The sequence below is a fragment of the Xanthomonas sp. LMC-A-07 genome (genome assembly GCF_030208825.1).
Taxonomy (GTDB): domain Bacteria; phylum Pseudomonadota; class Gammaproteobacteria; order Xanthomonadales; family Xanthomonadaceae; genus Xanthomonas; species Xanthomonas campestris.
Window position 1 is genome coordinate 193842 of record NZ_JARVTF010000009.1, and the last position, 16967, is coordinate 210808.

Here is a 16967-nt window from a genome sequence, read left to right on the forward strand (position 1 = left end):
GTGGTGAGGCGCAACGCGCTCGGCGTGGCCGGCAAAACAACACGCCCTGACCGATCGCGGTGATCGCCTGACCGAACTTCGCGCGAAGTGCGGCTGCGGTAATTCGCGTGGTAGAGGAGGTGTCCCCCGTGTGGTGGTGCAGTGGAGCGAACGCGACATCTGCGAGTGCAGCGTCCCATGACGCGTGGCTCGCAAATCTGGATGTTCCGGGCGAGGGGCGCGCCAGTCCGTACAGTCGTAAAACAGTCCATGGCCCCTCCTGCCTGAACTCCGATTTGAATCGAGTCTCGCGTAGCGTTGACAGCGTTGTCAACACATCGTCACAGATCTCTGAAGTGGCTGCGATTGCGCTGCAATGCAGCATTTTTGTGCGGTGGTTCGCGGAACGCCGGCGGCGCTGCGCAATTGGGCCGCACGCGATGTGGGCAGCGATCGGCTGTTTCTATGGCCGATGTGCAATTCGAGCCGGCATTGCTGGATTTTGTGCCGGAATCACCGTTGCCAGCGCTGATATTTGTTGGATGATGGAATTTGCCGCGCGCGCGATGCAGCACGCGCGCGACGGTTGCGTTACAGGACGATTGCTGACAACGTTGTCTACCCGCTCGCCTTTCGTCGGCCAGCAGGACGATGTCGGCCCCGCTGCCACTTATCAGGAGAATGCGTGAGCGCAAGCAGCCCAATGGAAGCGGTGGCATTTCCGCGCCCCGAAACCTTCGTTGCCGCGGATGTCGGAGGAACGCATGTGCGCCTGGCGCTGGCCTGCGAGAGCAACGATCCGCGCAAGCCGGTCACCGTGCTGGATTACCGCAAGTACCGCTGCGCTGATTACCCGGGCCTGGCCGAGATCATGGCTGTGTTCTTTGCCGAGCTGTCCTGCGCACCGGTGCGCCGTGGCGTGATCGCCAGCGCCGGGTATGCGCTGGAAGACGGCCGCGTGATCACCGCCAATCTGCCGTGGGTGCTGGCGCCGGAGCAGATCCGCCAGCAGCTCGGCATGCAGGCCTTGCACCTGGTCAACGACTTCGAAGCGGTCGCCTATGCGGCCAATTACATGACCGGCAATCAGGTCATGCAGCTTTCCGGCCCCGCCCAGGGCGCTCCTGGCCCGGCATTGGTGCTCGGCCCGGGCACTGGCCTGGGCGCGGCGCTGTGGATTCCCAATGGTGGGAACTCGGTGGTGTTGCCGACCGAGGCCGGCCACGCCGCGCTGGCAGCATCCAGCGATCTGGAAGTGGCCTTGCTGCAGGAGTTGCGCCGCACGCGCACCCATGTGGCGACCGAACACTTTCTCTCCGGCCCTGGCTTGCTCACGCTGTATACCGCGCTGGCCACGCTGCGCGACGCGCCGGCGGTGCACGCCACTCCGGCTGCGGTCACTGCCGCAGCACTGGCCGGTGACGACGTGCTGGCGCACGAAGCGCTGCAGACGTTCTGCGGTTTCATGGGCAGCGTGGTTGGCGACATGATGCTGTTGTACGGCGTGCGCAGCGGTGTGTATCTGGCCGGTGGTTTCCTGCCGCAGATTGCCGACTTCATCGCCCGCAGCGACTTCGCTGCACGCTTGCTCGACAAGGGCCCACTGCGCCCTGCGCTGGAGCAGGTGCCGGTGCGTATCGTCGAACATGGCCAGCTTGGCGTGATCGGTGCCGCCAGCTGGTTCCTGCAGCACGGCCGCTAAGCGCCGGGGTTCCGCGGGGCGCAGAGGCAGCATGCGTCCGGTGCGCAGCGCTACCACGCGCCTGGCATTAGCCGGGCAAACGTAGGAGCGCCCTCGGGCGCGATGAGGCTCTACCGATAACGCCCTCGCGCCCAAGGGCGCTCCTACAGAAAACCCAGCCCTAAACAGGGCGTACCTTGCCAGCGCCGCACACACACGACCAACCCGCCCTACAAATCTCCAAATCGCGACTGCAGCGCCGCAATCGCTGCCAATCCTGCGGTTTCGGTGCGCAGGATGCGGGGACCCAGGCGCAGCCCGGTGAAGCCGGCCTCGCCCAGCGTTGTGCGGTCGCGTGGCGACCAGCCACCTTCCGGGCCGATCGCCACAATTACCTCTTGCCCGGGCTGCACCGCCAGCGTGCCCAGGCGATGTTCGCCGTGCGGGTCCAGCGTCAACCGCAACGCCTGTGCATCGCTGGCACGCGCGGCGTCCTGCAGCGACGCGGGCGGTGCCAGCGAGGGAATGCGTGCGCGCCCGGATTGCTCGCAGGCCGAGACAATCACGCTGCGCCAATGCGCCATGCGTTTTTCCAGGCGCGCGGCATCCAACTTCACCTCGGTGCGCTCGGCATTGACTGGCACGACCGCTGTCACGCCGAGCTCGGTGGCTTTCTGCAGGATCAGGTCCATCTTCTCGCCGCGCGCAATGCCCTGCAGCAGGGTGATTGCCAGCGGCGACTCGTTGCTCACTGCCTCCACGCGCTCGACCACGGCCCGCGCCTCGCGCTTGCCGGCCACGGTGATGCGTGCGTGGTAGTCACTGCCATCGCCATTGAACAGCACGCAGGCATCGCCTTCGCGCAGCCGCAGCACACGCAGCAGGTGGTTGGCCGATTCCTCCGGCAGCGTGACATCGCCGCCGCTGTGCAGCGGCAATGCAACATACGAACGGGTCAGGCGCATGCAATGGCCTCGGCGATGGCGTGGCGGGTGGTGTCTGCGAGCAGCGCAAGCTGTTCGTCGTCCACGCAATACGGCGGCATCCAGTACAGCACGTCGCCCAACGGGCGCAGCACCACGCCGCGTGCCAATGCGGCGCGGTAGGCCTGCAGGCCCACGCGCGCAGCGGCGGGGAAGGGCGTGCGCTTGTCGCCGCCCTGGGTGAGCTCGAAGGCCACGATCATGCCGGCCTGGCGCACGTCGGCCACCGCGCTGTGCTCGCCGATCTGCGCAGCGAGCTGGGTCATGTGTGCGGCGGTGCGTTGGTTACGCGCAATGATGTCGTCGTCGGCGAAGATCTGCAGCGTCGCCAGCGCCGCCGCACATGCCAGCGGGTTGCCGGTGTAGCTGTGCGAATGCAGGAAGGCGCGCTCGCGCGAGTCATCCAGAAACGCGTCGTATAGCTGCTGCGTGGCCAGTACCGCCGACAGGGGCAGGAAGCCACCGGTGAGTCCTTTCGACAGACACAACAGGTCCGGCATCACACCGGCCTGTTCGCAGGCGAACAAGGTACCGGTGCGGCCAAAGCCGGTGGCGATCTCGTCGGCGATCAGGAACACGCCATGCGCATCGCACAGTTCGCGCGCACGGCGCAGGTAGGCCGGGTGATACATGCGCATGCCGCCAGCGCACTGCACCCGCGGCTCCAGGATCAAGGCGCAGATTTCGCCCGGGGATTGCTCCAGCAGATGCTGCAGTGCATCGGCCGCCTGTAACGCGTAGTCTTCGTCGCTCTGTCCCGGTTCGGCCTGGTACGCATCGGGCGAAGGCGCGAAGATCGATTCCAGCAACAGCGGCGCGTACACGCGGCGGTACAGCGGAATGTCGCCCACCGACAGCGCACCGATGGTCTCGCCGTGGTAACCGTTCTCCAGCGCGATGAAGCGGGTGCGGCGGTGCTCGCCACGGTTGTGGAAATAGTGGAAGGCCATCTTCAAGGCGACTTCCACCCCGGCCGAGCCATTGTCGGCGTAGAACACCTTGGCCAACGGCGCGCGGTCGGGCTGGCGCGGCGCGATGGCTAGCAGCCGCTCGGCCAGTTGCACGGCGGGCGCATGCGTGAAGCCGGCCAGCATCACCTGTTCCAACGTGCCGGCCTGCTGCGCGATGGCCGCGCCGATGCGCGGTTCGGCGTGTCCAAACAAGTTGGTCCACCAGCTGCTGACCGCATCCAGATAGTGGCGGCCATCGTGGCCGATCAGCCAGGCGCCGTCGCCACGTGCGATCGGCACCAGCGGCAGTGTGTGCGGGTGCTCTCGCATCTGGGTGCAGGGGTGCCACACCACCGCAAGATCGCGTTGCCGCCAATGTTCGGCAGCTTCGAAGGCTGCCGGGTCTGCTAGGATTTCGGGCTCATGAACATGTCGATGCATCTGCCTATTCTATCGGCCGGCTCCGCCGCTGCGTGCTGCGCATGAGCACGCGTCTGCCGACCATCCACAAGATCACCGATCTGGGCGAAGGGCCGTTCCGGCGCCAGCAGCTCGATCTGGAATTTTCCAACGGCGAGCGGCGCCTGTACGAACGCCAGCTCAGCCAGGGCCACGGCGCTGTGGTGGTCGTGCCGATGCTCGATGCGCAGACCGTGCTGCTGGTACGCGAGTACGCCGCCGGCGTGCACCGCTACGAGCTGGGCTTGGTCAAGGGCCGCATCGATGCCGGCGAGACGCCCGAGCAGGCCGCCGACCGCGAGCTCAAGGAAGAAGCCGGCTACGGCGCGCGCCAGGTGCAGGTGCTGCGCGCCATGACGCTTGCTCCTACTTATATGAGTCACCAATCCTGGCTGGTGCTGGCGCGCGACCTCTACCCCGAGCGTCTGCCCGGCGACGAACCCGAAGAACTGGATGTGATCCCCTGGCCCTTGGCACGCCTGGACGAACTGATGCTGCGCGAAGACTTTTCCGAAGGCCGTTCCCTGGCGGCCCTGTTCATTGCGCGCGAGTGGCTGGAGCGCAACCCATGATCCGCATCCCGATGGAATTGCGCGAGACCGTGATTGCGATCGCGCGCCAAGCCGGCGACGCCATCATGGAGGTGTACGCGCAGGATTTCGCTGTCGAGATCAAGGCCGACGCCAGCCCGTTGACCCAGGCCGACCTGGCCGCCAACCGCGTCATCGTGGAAGGCTTGCGCCGGGTCACGCCGGATGTGCCGGTGTTGTCGGAAGAGTCTGCCCACGTGGCCTGGGAAGAACGCCAGTACTGGACCAGCTATTGGCTGGTCGACCCGCTGGATGGCACGCGCGAGTTCGTCAAGCGCAATGGCGAGTTCAGCGTCAACATCGCCCTGATCCACATGGGCGCGCCGGTGCTCGGCGTGGTGCAGGCGCCGGTCGATGGACGGGTCTGGTATGCGGCGCGCGGTGAGAACGCCTACCGCCGCGATGGCGACCGCGACGAAATGCTGCATTCGCGCACGCCTGCTGCTGCCCCGTTACGGGTCGCCGCCAGCCGCTCGCATCGCGATGCACGCACAGCCGCCGCGCTGGAACGCATGGGCCAGATCGACGTGGTGGCGCAGGGCTCCTCATTGAAGTTCTGCCGCATCGCCGAAGGCGAGCTGGATGTGTACCCGCGCTTCGGTCCCACCTCCGAGTGGGACACCGCCGCTGGCCAGTGCGTGCTGCATGCCGCCGGTGGCGCGCTGCTCGCGGCCGGCACCGGCAAGCCGTTCCGCTACAACCGCCGCGACACCTTGCTCAATGGCGACTTCATCGCCCTGGGCGACCCCGGCCTGCCGTGGCGCGACTGGCTGGTGTAAGCGTGCCGCCCCGCCGCACCCAACGAGAGATCCAATGAGCCAACCTCCTTCCAGCGGCGATATCGCGCACCTGCTGCAGCTGATGGCGCGCCTGCGTGACCGCGAGCAGGGCTGCCCGTGGGATGTCGAACAGACCTTCGCCACCATCGCGCCGTACACCATCGAAGAAGCCTACGAAGTGGCCGATGCGATCGATCGCCACGACCTGCCCGGCCTGCAGGACGAATTGGGCGACCTGTTGTTGCAGGTGGTCTTCCATGCGCAGATGGCGTCTGAGCAAGGTGCCTTCGGGTTTGCCGACGTGGTCGCCAGCATCAGCGACAAGCTGGTGCGTCGCCATCCACATGTCTTCGGCGCGCAACAGGTGGATGGCGCGCAGGCGGTGAGCGCCAACTGGGAGCAGATCAAGCGTGAGGAGCGCCGCGCGGCGGGAGAGAAAGACAGTTCCGCGCTGGCCGGCATCGCACGCGGCCTGCCGGAGTGGCAACGGGCCACCAAGTTGCAGTCGCGCGCGGCGCGGGTCGGTTTCGACTGGCCCGGTCCGGCGCCGGTGCTGGAAAAACTGCAGGAAGAAATCGATGAGCTGCGCGTAGAGTTTGCGCGTGGCCCGGTCGCCGATAACCAGGCACGACTGGAAGACGAGTTGGGCGATGTGCTGTTTGTCTGCGCCAACCTGGCCCGGCATGCCAAGGTGGATGTGGGCGCGGCGTTGCGCCACGCCAACCTGAAATTCGAGCGTCGCTTCCGCGCGATGGAAGCATATGCCCAGGCCGACGGCACCGCGCTGGACGCGTTGTCGCTGAGCGAACAGGAAGCGTTGTGGCAACGCGTCAAGCGTGACGGGCCCGCCGCGCAGTGAGCGCGGCGCTGACCACGCTGCTGTTGTTCGTGGCCACCGCGGTGGCCGAATTGGTGGGTTGCTACCTTCCTTATCTTTGGCTGCGCAAAGGCGGCAGCGTGTGGCTGCTGTTGCCGGCCGCACTCAGCCTGGCGGTGTTCGTCTGGTTGTTGACCTTGCACCCGGCCGCCAGCGGCCGCGTGTATGCCGCCTATGGTGGCGTCTACATCGCCACCGCACTGCTGTGGTTGTGGTGGGTGGACCGGGTGACACCCACGCGGTGGGATCTGCTCGGCGCCGGCTGCTGCCTGCTGGGCATGGCCATCATCATGTTCTCGCCGCGCTCCGGTTGAGTGCGCTCGTGCGGGTGGGTCACAGGCATGCAATGCCTCGCCATCGCGCTGCACGTTGAGGCAAAGCCTTTCCACACCTTCTTATGCGTCGCAGCGAGAACTGCCTTCGGCCAGTCCGAGACAGATCGCCCTAGCTGCTGCACTGCGCCATGCGAGGGGATCACGCGCGTACTGATCAAGCGCCGCGCACACGCGTAAGGTTGGTCATGCGCAGCGCCTATGCGCCGCCTGCGTGACGGCACCCATCGATCATCCCACGTGCATGCCTTCCCTCTTCCAGCGCATTCGGGCACTCCACGCACAGGCCTATACTTGGGCAAGGATCGTTCGCATCGGGGAAGGAGTGGCACATGTTTCCAACATCGTTCTTGGCAATCGTGGTTCTGGTCGCTGGCGTCATCGTGCTGTTCAAGACGGTGCGCATGGTGCCGCAGGGATTCGAGTGGACCGTGGAGCGCTTCGGCCGCTACACCCACACGATGACGCCGGGCCTGCATTTCCTGATTCCGGTGGTCTACGGCGTGGGCCGCAAGATCAACATGATGGAACAGGTGCTCGACGTGCCCAGCCAGGACGTCATCACCAAGGACAACGCGGTGGTGCGCGTGGACGGCGTGGTGTTCTTCCAGGTGCTGGACGCGGCCAAGGCCGCCTATGAAGTGTCGAATCTGGAAATCGCCAGCATCGCCCTGGTGCAGACCAACATCCGCACGGTGATCGGTTCGATGGACCTGGACGAATCGCTCAGCCAGCGCGAAACCATCAACGCGCAGCTGCTCAGCGTGGTCGACCAGGCCACCAACCCGTGGGGCATCAAGGTCACCCGGATCGAGATCCGCGACATCCAGCCGCCGCGCGACCTGATCGATTCGATGGCGCGGCAAATGAAGGCCGAACGCGAGAAGCGCGCGCAGATTCTCGAAGCCGAAGGTTCGCGTCAATCGGAAATCCTGCGCGCCGAGGGCGAAAAGCAAGCCGCGGTGCTTGAAGCCGAGGGCCGCAAGGAAGCCGCGTTCCGCGATGCCGAGGCACGCGAGCGCCTGGCCGAGGCCGAAGCCAAGGCCACCCAGGTGGTGTCCGATGCGATCGCTCAAGGCAGCGTGCAGGCCATCAACTACTTCGTTGCGCAGAAGTATGTGGAAGCGTTCAAGGCGCTGGCCACCGCGCCCAACCAGAAGTTCGTGCTGATGCCGATGGAATCCAGCGGCATCATCGGCTCCATCGCCGGCATCGCCGAGCTGGCCAAGGAAGCCTTGGGCAAGCCCGACGCGCCGGTGGTGCGCACGCCGCCATTGCCGCCGCGCGCGGGAGGCTGAGCGATGCGCTGGGACGTGGTCGCCTGGGCAGTGCTGGCCCTGCTGTTGATCGCCGCCGAGACGCTGGCGCCCGGCGCGTTTCTGCTATGGATGGGCATCGCGGCCGCGGCGGTGTGCGTGCTGGTGCTGGCCGTGCCCGGCATGTCGGTGCTGGTGCAGATCGTGGCATTCGTGGTGCTCAGCTTCGTCGCCATCCAGGTGTATCGCACCTGGTTCCGCGGCAAGGGCCGGCAGAGCGATCGGCCCTTGCTCAACCGGCGCGCCGAACAGTTGATCGGTCGCAGCGTGCTGCTGGATCAGGCGATCGTTGACGGACGTGGCCGCGCCAAGGTGGACGATGCGTTCTGGGTGGTGAGTGGCCCGGATCTTCCCGCCGGTGCGTTGGTGCGCATCGTTGCGGTCGACGGCATGACCCTGCAGGTGCAGCCCAACACCTGAGCCACCCACGGGCGCGTGATGCGCCCGTCTTGCGCCGCACGCCGCTCAATCGGAAACTCATCGGTCGCCGCTGGTCGGGTGCGCCCAGGCGGCGCACGCACCCCGATGCCCACGCACCGGCCGTGCGTTGCGCCAGTGGCAATCCGCGGTTTCCCCCAAGCGTGGCCGGCCGGCGATAATGGTCCTCTTTCCCTTGGACCGGCGCTCATGACCCAGAAGACCATCCTCAACGACACCCATCGCGCGCTCGGCGCCAAGATGGTCGACTTCGGCGGTTGGGACATGCCGATCCACTACGGCTCGCAGATCGACGAACACCACCAGGTGCGTCGCGACGCCGGCATGTTCGACGTCAGCCATATGACCGTGGTCGATCTGCACGGCGCGCGCGTGCGCGAGTTCTTGCGCTACCTGCTGGCCAATTCGGTCGACAAGCTCAAGGTCTCCGGCAAGGCGCTGTACACCTGCATGCTCAACCCGCAGGGTGGCGTGATCGACGACCTGATCGTGTACTTCATGCAGGAAGAGTTCTTCCGCCTGGTGGTCAACGCCGCCACCCGCGACAAGGACCTGCAGTGGATCGGCGAACAGGCCGCACGCTTCGAGGTGCGCGTGGAAGAGCGCGCCGACTTCGCCATGATCGCGGTGCAGGGGCCCAACGCGCGCAGCAAGGTGATCGATCTGCTCGATCCCGCCGACGCCAGCGCGGCGAGCAAGCTCGGCCGCTTTGCTGCGCTGCAGACGCGCACGCACGATGGCGTTGCGTTGTTCCTGGCGCGCACCGGTTACACCGGCGAGGACGGTTTTGAAATCGTGTTGCCGCAGGCCGATGCGGTCGCGTTCTGGAATGCGCTGCTCGCGCATGGCGTGGCGCCTGCCGGCCTGGGCGCGCGCGACACCTTGCGTCTGGAAGCGGGCATGAATCTCTACGGCCAGGACATGGACGACAACGTCACTCCGTACGAAGCCGCGCTGGCCTGGACCATCACGCTCGACGAAGGCCGCGACTTCATCGGCCGCAGCGTGCTGGAGTCGCAGAAGGCGCAGGGAGCACCCCGCCAGATGATCGGCGTGGTCATGGACGAGAAGGGCGTGCTACGTCACGGCCAGAAGGTGCTCAGCGCAGGCGGCGAAGGCGAGATCCTGTCCGGCACGTTCTCGCCCACCCTGGGCAAGGCCATCGCCTTCGCACGCGTGCCGGCCGGCAGCATCGACGACCTGCGCGTGGACATCCGTGGCAAGCAGGTGCCATTGCGCGCGGTGAAGTTTCCGTTCGTGCGCGACGGCCAGGCCCAGCCAGGCGTACTCGGCGCGTAAGCCTGCTGCTGCCGGTCGTTCGCGCGGCCGGCAGCAGTGATCCATCGGCATTGCCATCACGCGATGCCAGCACCTGACGCACGGCCTTGGTTAAACTAGCGCCTTGTCCCCGAACCCTACGTTTTCCCGGAGCACACCCATGAGCGAGATCCCTGGCGACCTCAAGTTCCTCAAATCCCACGAGTGGGCCCGCGTCGAAGGCAATGGCCGCGTCACCGTCGGTATCTCCGACCACGCGCAAGGCTTGCTGGGTGACCTGGTCTACGTCGAACTGCCAGCCGTTGGCGACACCGTCCAGGCTGGCAACGGCGCTGCGGTGGTGGAGTCGGTCAAGGCCGCCTCCGACGTCTACAGCCCGGTCACCGGCACGGTCGTCGAGGTCAATGCCTCGCTGAGCGACAAGCCGGAAACCATCAATGAAGACGCGTACGGCGAAGGCTGGATCTTCGTGGTGGAGATCGACGACAAGGAGCAGCTCAACGAACTGCTGGCCCCGGACGATTACGCCGAGCTGCTGGAAGACGACGCGCACTGATCGCGCCGCCTGCTGCATCCCGATGGCCGCTCATCCGAGCGGCCATTTTTTTTGCCTGGCGGGCGGTGGTTCGGCGGCCGAGCACAGAACTGCATGCCGTCTTCTTCTAGCTGGCGGTGATGCATGCGCACGTGCAGGGCGTCGGCGCGCGGAGCAGTGGTCGACCGATCGCTGTCGTCGCTGTCGCATCCGTCACGGGTGATGCTCGGCCGATGCGCTACATGCGGGCGGTCGGTTTGTTGGTCAAACGTGCGCGGTCGTTTTCGTCGCGTCGGAATTCTGGCGTGAGCCACTCGTGAGGAGTTGGCGTGCGCTCGGTGAAAAAGTAGTCGTCGTACTGCCATTGCCGATGGCGCGAACCAACGCCTGCGACTCCATCGGTGCGCGTGTGCCGCACCGCATGCAGTACAAAACGGCGCAAGAAGTTTGCGCATTTGTGCTTGTGCGACGCCGGAAGCGGCAACGCCGGCAAAAAAATTTTCAGCTGGCGGACAGGCGGCGCAGCGGTCATCGCAGACACCGCGTCGTGTTGCTGGCGCGGAGTGCCTGCGTATGTGCTTGAACGGCATGTATGAAAAAAACAGCGCAAAAGAAGTGCTTTTTAAAAAACCACTGCGCAAGCGTCTGTGCGAATGCGGGGTTGGTGATCGCCGGCAACGCCGGTTTGCGTCGCCGCTTGCCGACGCGTGGCGACACCAGACTGAAAAATATTTGCAAAAGAGTGTTGACAGTAAAAAAAAGCGTGATTAGGTTTCGCCCAGCAGACATTGCTGCGGAAGAGAGTGAGCAGAATCGACATCAGGCCGACACGCTTGTTCCAGATGTCCACCGAAGCACCATCAACGGTGGAGTCGGGTTCGCTTCTCTCCAAAAAAACGCAGCGGTCGTTCCGATCACGCACCCGTGTCGCCGTTCGATGCGGGTGTTTCTGTATCCGTCCCGTCGCGCATCACCTGCGGACGGTTCCCGACGACGGCATGCCGTCACGGGGTTTGCTTCAACTGGGCGTTTTCCAACTCCATAGTTCACTGACGAGGAGCCAAACACATGGCCACCACTAAAAAAGCTGCGAAAAAGAAACCCACCGCCAAGAAGGCAGTGAAGAAGACTGCCGCCAAGAAGGCCGTCAAGAAGGTCGCGAAGAAGGCGACCGCCAAGAAGGCAGTGAAGAAGACCGCCGCCAAGAAGGCCGTCAAGAAGACTGCAAAGAAGGCAACCAAGAAGACTGCCGCCAAGAAGGCAGTGAAGAAGACTGCGAAGAAGGCAACCAAGAAGGCTGCCGCCAAGAAGGCAGTGAAGAAGACTGCAAAGAAGGCGACCAAGAAGACTGCCGCCAAGAAAGCCGTCAAGAAGACCGCCAAGAAGGCAGCTCCGAAGAAGGCGACCAAGAAGTCCGCCACCAAGAAGTCTGCTGCCAAGAAGCCTGCTGTGAAGAAGGTCGCCAAGAAGAAGCCGGCCGCTCGCAAGAAGAAGGCCGCTCCGGTCGCGCTGCCCGCAACCCCGGCACCGCTGATCTGATTTGTAACACCCGATCGCCGTAAACATCGAGCTCTCTCCCCGACGCCCAGCGGGGAGGGAGCTTTTTTATTGGGCGGGGCAGAGCATCTTCGCTGACGCGGCGAATAGATGCAGGCGGCTGGGTCGCGTGCTTGTAGCTTGCGGATCGTCTGTAAGGAATGGGCAGTGCAATACGACAGCGGGCAATGCGCTAGGGCAGGCTGCAGCCCAGGGACGGAAGAGCCCCTCGGACCTGCGGCCAGGGTTGCATAGCCGACAAGGCGCCATAACTGCGGACGGCTCGACGCGGCACCATGCTGCACCGATCAATGCCGCCGAGTTTGCCTGCGTCGGCTGGATCCCCATCGCCAGCGTATAGCTGTTAGTGATAGCTGTAGTTGCAGCGACCGATCTTCAGCTCAGTTGACCACCACCCCAGCGACTTCCTTGCAGTCGTTGCAGATCCCCCGGGTCGATCCGCCGATTGCATTACCGGCATCGTTTTCGAAGTGCCTCAATGTGCATAACCGCCTGCAGATGGCGGTGGCCCTGCCGCTACCTGCCTGCCATCGCCATTTCCCTTCCATCACCAAACGCGGAATCTGTTCGCAGCGACACGAGCTTCGGGGTCTGCCCGCCAGTGGCTGTCCATCACCAACCCCGGAATCTGTCTGCCAAAGGCCAACCGACACAAGCCTCGTCATCTGTCTGCCAGTGGTCAGCCGGTACGGGCTTTGAGCTATCTGCCAGCGGCAGGCCAACATGAGCTTCGGAAGCTCGCTGCTAGTGGCCAGCCGGCACAGAGCGTGCCGATCACCACGCCATCAGTGGCGCAGGCTCGCTTGGCCGAGTGCAAAGGCACTGAGCGCTTGCGGGTTACCTGGTACGTAGCTACAGCGACAAGCCACGTGTTGCTTCCGCCTCGTGTGCCGTGAGGGCGCCCAGCCGGGTGCAGCGCCGGATAACCCGCGCGAGCGCAGGTAGAGCAGCTCACTGTCGTCGAGCTGGCCCACGGTGCTGCTGTGTGCGGCCTGCACTTCGTCCGCGTCATGGCCCTGTGGGTCGAATAACGTCGAGATGGGCGCGGCTAGCAAGCATGCATAGCGAAACGGCATCTCACCTGCCATCGGCAACTTCAGTTGGCATGGGTGTCATCGCATCTCACGCACTCACGCACCAGCCGCAGGCTCGGGCGCAGGCGCGCCAATCCACGCACTAACGATCTGCTACCCAAATCCATCGCACCGCCTCCCAGCAAGGCAACAAAAAAGGCGGCCGAAGCCGCCTTTTGATCTGTGCGTTATCCAGCCACCAGGTCAGCGCGGCGATGCCACCGACTTGCCAGAGGAGGCGCCCTTGCCGGCCGGGTCGGGGCGCTCGGCCAGCATGTTCTCACTGCCGAAGTCGCCGTCCACATCGATATCCAACCAGCGCTTGGCCGGCAGGCCAAGGGCGCGGTCGAGGATGGTCGGCAGCATGCCCGAGGGCAGGCCGCTTTCGCCGTTCCACATGATGGCAATGCCGAGGTCGCGTTCGGGCAGCAACGCCACCAGGCCGCGATAGCCCTGCACGGCGCCGGCGTGGAAGATCACCTGATGCCCGGCGTAGTCGAACACGCGCCAGCCCAATGCATAGCTGGCCGCGTCCACACGCTCATGGCGCCAGCCCGAGCGCATTTCGCCCGGTGTGGAGATCAGCGGTGCGTGCAATGTCGCCAGTAGCGGTGCAGGCAGCACGTCGGTGCGATGCCCGGTGTGGGCGAGCAGCCACTGCGCCATGTCGCTGGCGCTGGCATTGACGCCGGCAGCCGGTGCCAGGCGGTAGTAGGTCGGCTTGGGCGTCAGCGACACCCAGCCATTGCGGCTGCGCACATGCGGGCGTGCCCAATGTGGACTGGCCTGGATACCGGCCAGGCCCATGCTGGCATCGTTCATGCCCAGCGGCTTGAAGATGCGGCGCTCCACCGATTGCTCATAGAAGCTGCCCGAGGCCGCGAACACCACATCACCGACCAGGCTGAAGGCGACGTTCTGGTAGGCATAGCAATCGCCAGGCGCGCAGCGCAGTGGCGCGGCTGCCAGCTTGTGGCTGAGCGAGTAGTAGTCGGCGTTGGATTCGATGTCGCGGTCGTAGGCGTTGCGGGTCAGGCCGACGCGGTGGCTGAGGACTTCGGCCACGGTGAGCTGACGGGTGGCAGTGGAGTCGCTGAGCTGGAAGCCGGGGACGTAGTCCACCACCTTGCTGTCCCAGCGCAGCACTCCGTCGTTGACCAGCAGCCCGGCCATGGTGCCAGCAAATGCCTTGGACAACGACGCCAGCCGGAACACGGTGTGGCCGTCGACAGGCTGCGGATGATTGACGTCGGTGACGCCATAGCCGCGCGCGCTGAGCACCTTGCCGCCCTGCACGATGGCCATCGCCATGCCAGGTACGCGGTTGCCGTAGGTGAGCTGGTCGGCCATCGACTCGAACGAAGGCACATCGAAGCCAGCGGCAGGCGCCAGCACGCTGCTGGCAGGCAGCGACGTGCGGTAAGGCAACGGAGTAGTGGGCGACTGCGCGGCGGTCGCCGGCTGCAAGCTATTGGCAGTCAGGGCAGGGGTCTGCGCGGTGGAAGAAAGCGCCAGAGGCAGCAATGCCCCGAACAGCCCAACGGCCAACGGACGGAACCGTCGGCGCCTGCGTATTTCTGTCATGGTGTTCCCGCCTGTTCCACTGCCTCCGGCGATTCTAGCGCCGCGCTTTGCAATAGCACAAACTGCCGGAAGATGAATGGGCATCGTATTGATCCTATTGATGATTCTGCTTGTGAAAAAGCCCGCATGCAGCACGCCTGGGCGGGCATGCAGACACCACGATCAGGCAGCTGCAAGCCGCGTGCCCAGGTGCCGGGCAGGCCTCGCCAGGACCGTTAAAACCGCGCAAGTGCTTGGCGCCGCTGGCTGCGAACGCGTGCATCGGCTAACTTGCGCGCTTTCCTGCGGGCGCTGCGCTGCCATGGTCTTATTGTCGAGCTCGCCGCACCGAGCGCTGTCATGCCGATGAACAGCCAGTCATCTTCGCGTCCATCGGTGGCCCACCTGGCGGGTGCTTTGCGCAGTTCTCCGCCATTGGCGTGGTCGTTCCTGTACTTCTTCTGCCTGCTCAGCGGCTACTACGTACTGCGCCCGGTGCGCGAGGCAATGGGTGCGTCGGCGGATGTGGCGGCAATCTTTCCGGCCGGCATGATCGCGTTCTTCGGTGCACACGGCATGCCGCTGAAGGACTTCACCTTGCAGGTGCTGTTTACCTGCACCTTTTTGATCACCCTGCTCCTGCAACCGATCTACGGGGCCCTGGTGAGCCGCTACCCGCGCCGTGTGTTTCTGCCGGTGGTGTACGGCTTCTTTATCGCTACGCTGTTGCTGTTCTATGTGCTGTTCGACACCGGTGTGCCCGGGCGCGGAATGGCATTCTTCCTGTGGACGGCGGTGTTCAACCTGTTCGCCGTGGCAGTGTTCTGGAGCTTCATGGCCGATGTCTTCAGCAATGCGGAGGCGCGCAGCTATTACGGCTATATCGGTGCGGCCGGCACCATCGGCGCGTTCCTGGGGCCGATCCTGACCCGCACCCTGGTGGAGCGGATCGGCATTGCGCACTTGATGCTGGTGTCGGCCGGCTTTCTGGGGATGTGCGTGGTGTGCCTGCTGCGCCTGCGCCTGTGGGCGGTCGCACGCGAGCAGGAGCGCCAGGTGACCTCCGGCGAAGTGCCGATGGGCGGCGACGTGTTGGGCGGGCTGAAGCTGATCGTGCGCGAGCCGCTGCTGCGCTGGCTCGCGGTCATGGTGGTGTTCGGCGTGGGCGTTGGCACGCTGCTGTACAACGAGCAGGCCGCGCTGGTGCGGCGCCTGTATACCGATGCGGCAGCGAGCACCGCCTACTACGCCAACATCGATCTGGCGGTCAATGCGCTCACGCTGGTCCTGCAGTTACTGGTCACGCGCGCCCTGTTGTCGCGCTTCGGCATTGCACCCGCGCTGCTGATTCCCGGCGCGGCGATCATCTTCGGATTCGCCGTGTTGTCTGCCTCACCGTTGCCCATGATGCTGGCGATCGTGCAGGTGATGACCCGCTCCAGCGAGTTTGCCCTGGCCAAGCCGGCACGCGAGACGCTGTACACGCGCGTCGATCGCGAATGGCGCTACAAGGCCGGGGCTGCGATCGACACCGTGGTTTACCGCGGCGGCGATCTGAGCGTTGTGTGGATCCACAAGGTGGTGTCGGCGTTCGGTTCCAGTGTCGTCTTCGGTGTGGGCGTGTTGATCGCATGCGGCATGACGGTGGGCGCCCTGGGCGTGCTGCATGAGGCACGCAAGCTCCCCGCCGAACGCGATGCGGCGGTGAGGCGCATCCGCGAGTAAGCCGCACGCCAGTCATCGCCGCTATGCTGGCGCCTACCTTGATCGAGCCCGTCCCTATGTCCATCGTTGCCATCGTTGCCGGCCTGTGTGTTGCGCTGCTGCACGTCTACATCCTGGTCCTGGAGATGGTGCTGTGGACGCGCCCACTGGGCCTGAAGACCTTCCGCAACACGCCGGAGAAGGCACAGGCCACCCGCGTGCTCGCGGCCAACCAGGGGCTCTACAACGGTTTCCTTGCCGCCGGCCTGTTCTGGGGCGCGCTGCAGGCCCGCACCGACGTGCTGGGCTTCTTCCTGGGCTGTGTGGTGGTGGCGGGCTGCTACGGCGCCTACAGCGTCAATCGACGCATCTTCTTTGTGCAGGCGTTGCCGGCGCTGATTGCCTTGGCACTGCTGTGGTTGCCGGGCTGAAGTCGCTGTTGCATTGGTAGTGGCAGGCGGCCAACGCGCTGCAATTGGCTGCAGGGCACGTTCGGCGGGAGTGCGGCAGCGCATCGTCGGTTTGCTGCGCGCGTTTCAGTGCGTTTTCCGTTGGTGCTCGGGTAGGACGCTGTGCTGCTGCCTGGCGACGTCGGCGCTAAAAATGGAAGAGATCACCTCCTGTTGCGCTGAACTCGATTGTGCAGGTGCCAGGTGCCCTCCGCAGCGATGCACGGTCAGGCCAGTCAGCGCGGTAGCGCAGGTGCAATGACGATTGCTCTCTTGCGTGCGGCAAGCGCTGGTTTGCCAGGCTCCAGAGACAACAATTGGCGAAGCACAATCCGCTCGCAGAGACGCTGTGCAACAAGCCTGCATCTCTCTCACCCCAAACGCGGCCGGACCCGTCGGCGCAGTCGCTCCACGCGATGCCTGC

General features: G+C 65.0%; 17 protein-coding genes and 2 pseudogenes. 13 read left to right on the forward strand and 6 right to left on the reverse strand.

The window, feature by feature from the left end; all coding sequences use genetic code 11:
- Positions 1–335 precede the first annotated feature (335 nt).
- Entirely contained in the window at positions 336–668 is a 333-nt protein-coding gene (locus QRM89_RS11210) for a hypothetical protein (RefSeq protein ID WP_285448050.1), read from the forward strand.
- Positions 665–1681: a glucokinase family protein gene (locus QRM89_RS11215; protein ID WP_115573372.1), complete on the forward strand. Its 1017-nt coding sequence runs from the start codon at positions 665–667 to the stop codon at positions 1679–1681. Before QRM89_RS11210 ends, QRM89_RS11215 begins: the two co-directional genes overlap by 4 nt.
- A gap of 209 nt (positions 1682–1890) precedes the next feature.
- Here the strand turns inward: QRM89_RS11215 and QRM89_RS11220 are convergent, their stop codons facing one another.
- Complete coding sequence (locus QRM89_RS11220) at positions 1891–2625, reverse strand: 16S rRNA (uracil(1498)-N(3))-methyltransferase (protein WP_115573371.1); 735 nt, start codon at positions 2623–2625, stop codon at positions 1891–1893.
- Complete coding sequence (gene bioA / locus QRM89_RS11225; RefSeq protein WP_115573370.1) at positions 2616–4034, reverse strand: adenosylmethionine--8-amino-7-oxononanoate transaminase; 1419 nt, start codon at positions 4032–4034, stop codon at positions 2616–2618. Before bioA ends, QRM89_RS11220 begins: the two co-directional genes overlap by 10 nt.
- 41 nt (positions 4035–4075) lie before the next feature.
- Here bioA and nudE point away from each other — a divergent pair, with 41 nt between their 5' ends.
- The 8 genes and pseudogenes from nudE to gcvH all read left to right on the forward strand — a co-directional run bounded on the left by nudE (position 4076) and on the right by gcvH (position 10218).
- Positions 4076–4624 (forward strand): ADP compounds hydrolase NudE, encoded by a 549-nt coding sequence (nudE, locus tag QRM89_RS11230; RefSeq protein ID WP_029216848.1) that lies wholly within the window; start codon positions 4076–4078, stop codon positions 4622–4624.
- A complete protein-coding gene (gene cysQ / locus QRM89_RS11235; protein ID WP_014508542.1) occupies positions 4621–5421 on the forward strand; it encodes a 3'(2'),5'-bisphosphate nucleotidase CysQ in 801 nt (266 codons plus the stop codon). Before nudE ends, cysQ begins: the two co-directional genes overlap by 4 nt.
- Positions 5422–5455: 34 nt before the next feature.
- A pseudogene (mazG, locus tag QRM89_RS11240) lies at positions 5456–6262 on the forward strand (nucleoside triphosphate pyrophosphohydrolase); the annotation flags it as partial.
- A gap of 14 nt (positions 6263–6276) precedes the next feature.
- Entirely contained in the window at positions 6277–6612 is a 336-nt protein-coding gene (locus tag QRM89_RS11245) for a YnfA family protein (protein ID WP_012437730.1), read from the forward strand.
- 350 nt (positions 6613–6962) lie between these two features.
- Positions 6963–7928, forward strand: coding sequence for an SPFH domain-containing protein (locus QRM89_RS11250; protein WP_014508540.1), 966 nt, complete (start codon positions 6963–6965; stop codon positions 7926–7928).
- 3 nt (positions 7929–7931) lie between these two features.
- Positions 7932–8366: an NfeD family protein gene (locus tag QRM89_RS11255; RefSeq protein ID WP_042594711.1), complete on the forward strand. Its 435-nt coding sequence runs from the start codon at positions 7932–7934 to the stop codon at positions 8364–8366.
- Between the two features lie 207 nt (positions 8367–8573).
- Complete coding sequence (gcvT, locus tag QRM89_RS11260; RefSeq protein ID WP_115006177.1) at positions 8574–9683, forward strand: glycine cleavage system aminomethyltransferase GcvT; 1110 nt, start codon at positions 8574–8576, stop codon at positions 9681–9683.
- Positions 9684–9822: 139 nt separating this feature from the next.
- Entirely contained in the window at positions 9823–10218 is a 396-nt protein-coding gene (gene gcvH, locus QRM89_RS11265) for a glycine cleavage system protein GcvH (protein WP_011038001.1), read from the forward strand.
- Between the two features lie 217 nt (positions 10219–10435).
- Here the strand turns inward: gcvH and QRM89_RS11270 are convergent, their stop codons facing one another.
- Positions 10436–10729 (reverse strand): hypothetical protein, encoded by a 294-nt coding sequence (locus tag QRM89_RS11270; protein WP_273671892.1) that lies wholly within the window; start codon positions 10727–10729, stop codon positions 10436–10438.
- A gap of 47 nt (positions 10730–10776) precedes the next feature.
- Here QRM89_RS11270 and QRM89_RS11275 point away from each other — a divergent pair, with 47 nt between their 5' ends.
- Positions 10777–10968 (forward strand): hypothetical protein, encoded by a 192-nt coding sequence (locus QRM89_RS11275; protein ID WP_153065445.1) that lies wholly within the window; start codon positions 10777–10779, stop codon positions 10966–10968.
- Positions 10969–11243: 275 nt separating this feature from the next.
- Here QRM89_RS11275 and QRM89_RS11280 read toward each other — a convergent pair whose 3' ends face one another.
- From QRM89_RS11280 to QRM89_RS11290, 3 genes and pseudogenes are all read right to left on the reverse strand, one after another.
- On the reverse strand, positions 11244–11684 hold the full coding sequence (locus tag QRM89_RS11280) for a hypothetical protein (protein ID WP_238150646.1): 441 nt from the start codon (positions 11682–11684) through the stop codon (positions 11244–11246).
- Positions 11685–12677: 993 nt separating this feature from the next.
- Positions 12678–12764: pseudogene (locus tag QRM89_RS11285) on the reverse strand (SufD family Fe-S cluster assembly protein); the annotation flags it as partial.
- A 267-nt stretch (positions 12765–13031) separates the two neighbouring features.
- Positions 13032–14375: a serine hydrolase domain-containing protein gene (locus tag QRM89_RS11290; protein ID WP_193725627.1), complete on the reverse strand. Its 1344-nt coding sequence runs from the start codon at positions 14373–14375 to the stop codon at positions 13032–13034.
- Positions 14376–14750: 375 nt separating this feature from the next.
- Here QRM89_RS11290 and QRM89_RS11295 point away from each other — a divergent pair, with 375 nt between their 5' ends.
- Both QRM89_RS11295 and QRM89_RS11300 read left to right on the forward strand, forming a co-directional pair.
- On the forward strand, positions 14751–16115 hold the full coding sequence (locus QRM89_RS11295) for an MFS transporter (protein WP_285448051.1): 1365 nt from the start codon (positions 14751–14753) through the stop codon (positions 16113–16115).
- A gap of 56 nt (positions 16116–16171) precedes the next feature.
- Positions 16172–16525 (forward strand): DUF1304 domain-containing protein, encoded by a 354-nt coding sequence (locus tag QRM89_RS11300; RefSeq protein WP_011037996.1) that lies wholly within the window; start codon positions 16172–16174, stop codon positions 16523–16525.
- The last annotated feature ends 442 nt before the right edge of the window (positions 16526–16967 follow it).

Bases quoted from the DNA above. Each gene is read 5' to 3' on its own strand.
- QRM89_RS11220 (WP_115573371.1), bottom strand. From the start codon at position 2,625: ATGCGCCTGACCCGTTCGTATGTTGCATTGCCGCTGCACAGCGGCGGC.
- bioA (WP_115573370.1), bottom strand. From the start codon at position 4,034: ATGCATCGACATGTTCATGAGCCCGAAATCCTAGCAGACCCGGCAGCC.
- nudE (WP_029216848.1), top strand. From the start codon at position 4,076: ATGAGCACGCGTCTGCCGACCATCCACAAGATCACCGATCTGGGCGAA.
- cysQ (WP_014508542.1), top strand. From the start codon at position 4,621: ATGATCCGCATCCCGATGGAATTGCGCGAGACCGTGATTGCGATCGCG.
- QRM89_RS11250 (WP_014508540.1), top strand. From the start codon at position 6,963: ATGTTTCCAACATCGTTCTTGGCAATCGTGGTTCTGGTCGCTGGCGTC.
- QRM89_RS11255 (WP_042594711.1), top strand. From the start codon at position 7,932: ATGCGCTGGGACGTGGTCGCCTGGGCAGTGCTGGCCCTGCTGTTGATC.
- gcvT (WP_115006177.1), top strand. From the start codon at position 8,574: ATGACCCAGAAGACCATCCTCAACGACACCCATCGCGCGCTCGGCGCC.
- gcvH (WP_011038001.1), top strand. From the start codon at position 9,823: ATGAGCGAGATCCCTGGCGACCTCAAGTTCCTCAAATCCCACGAGTGG.
- QRM89_RS11270 (WP_273671892.1), bottom strand. From the start codon at position 10,729: ATGACCGCTGCGCCGCCTGTCCGCCAGCTGAAAATTTTTTTGCCGGCG.
- QRM89_RS11295 (WP_285448051.1), top strand. From the start codon at position 14,751: ATGCCGATGAACAGCCAGTCATCTTCGCGTCCATCGGTGGCCCACCTG.
- QRM89_RS11300 (WP_011037996.1), top strand. From the start codon at position 16,172: ATGTCCATCGTTGCCATCGTTGCCGGCCTGTGTGTTGCGCTGCTGCAC.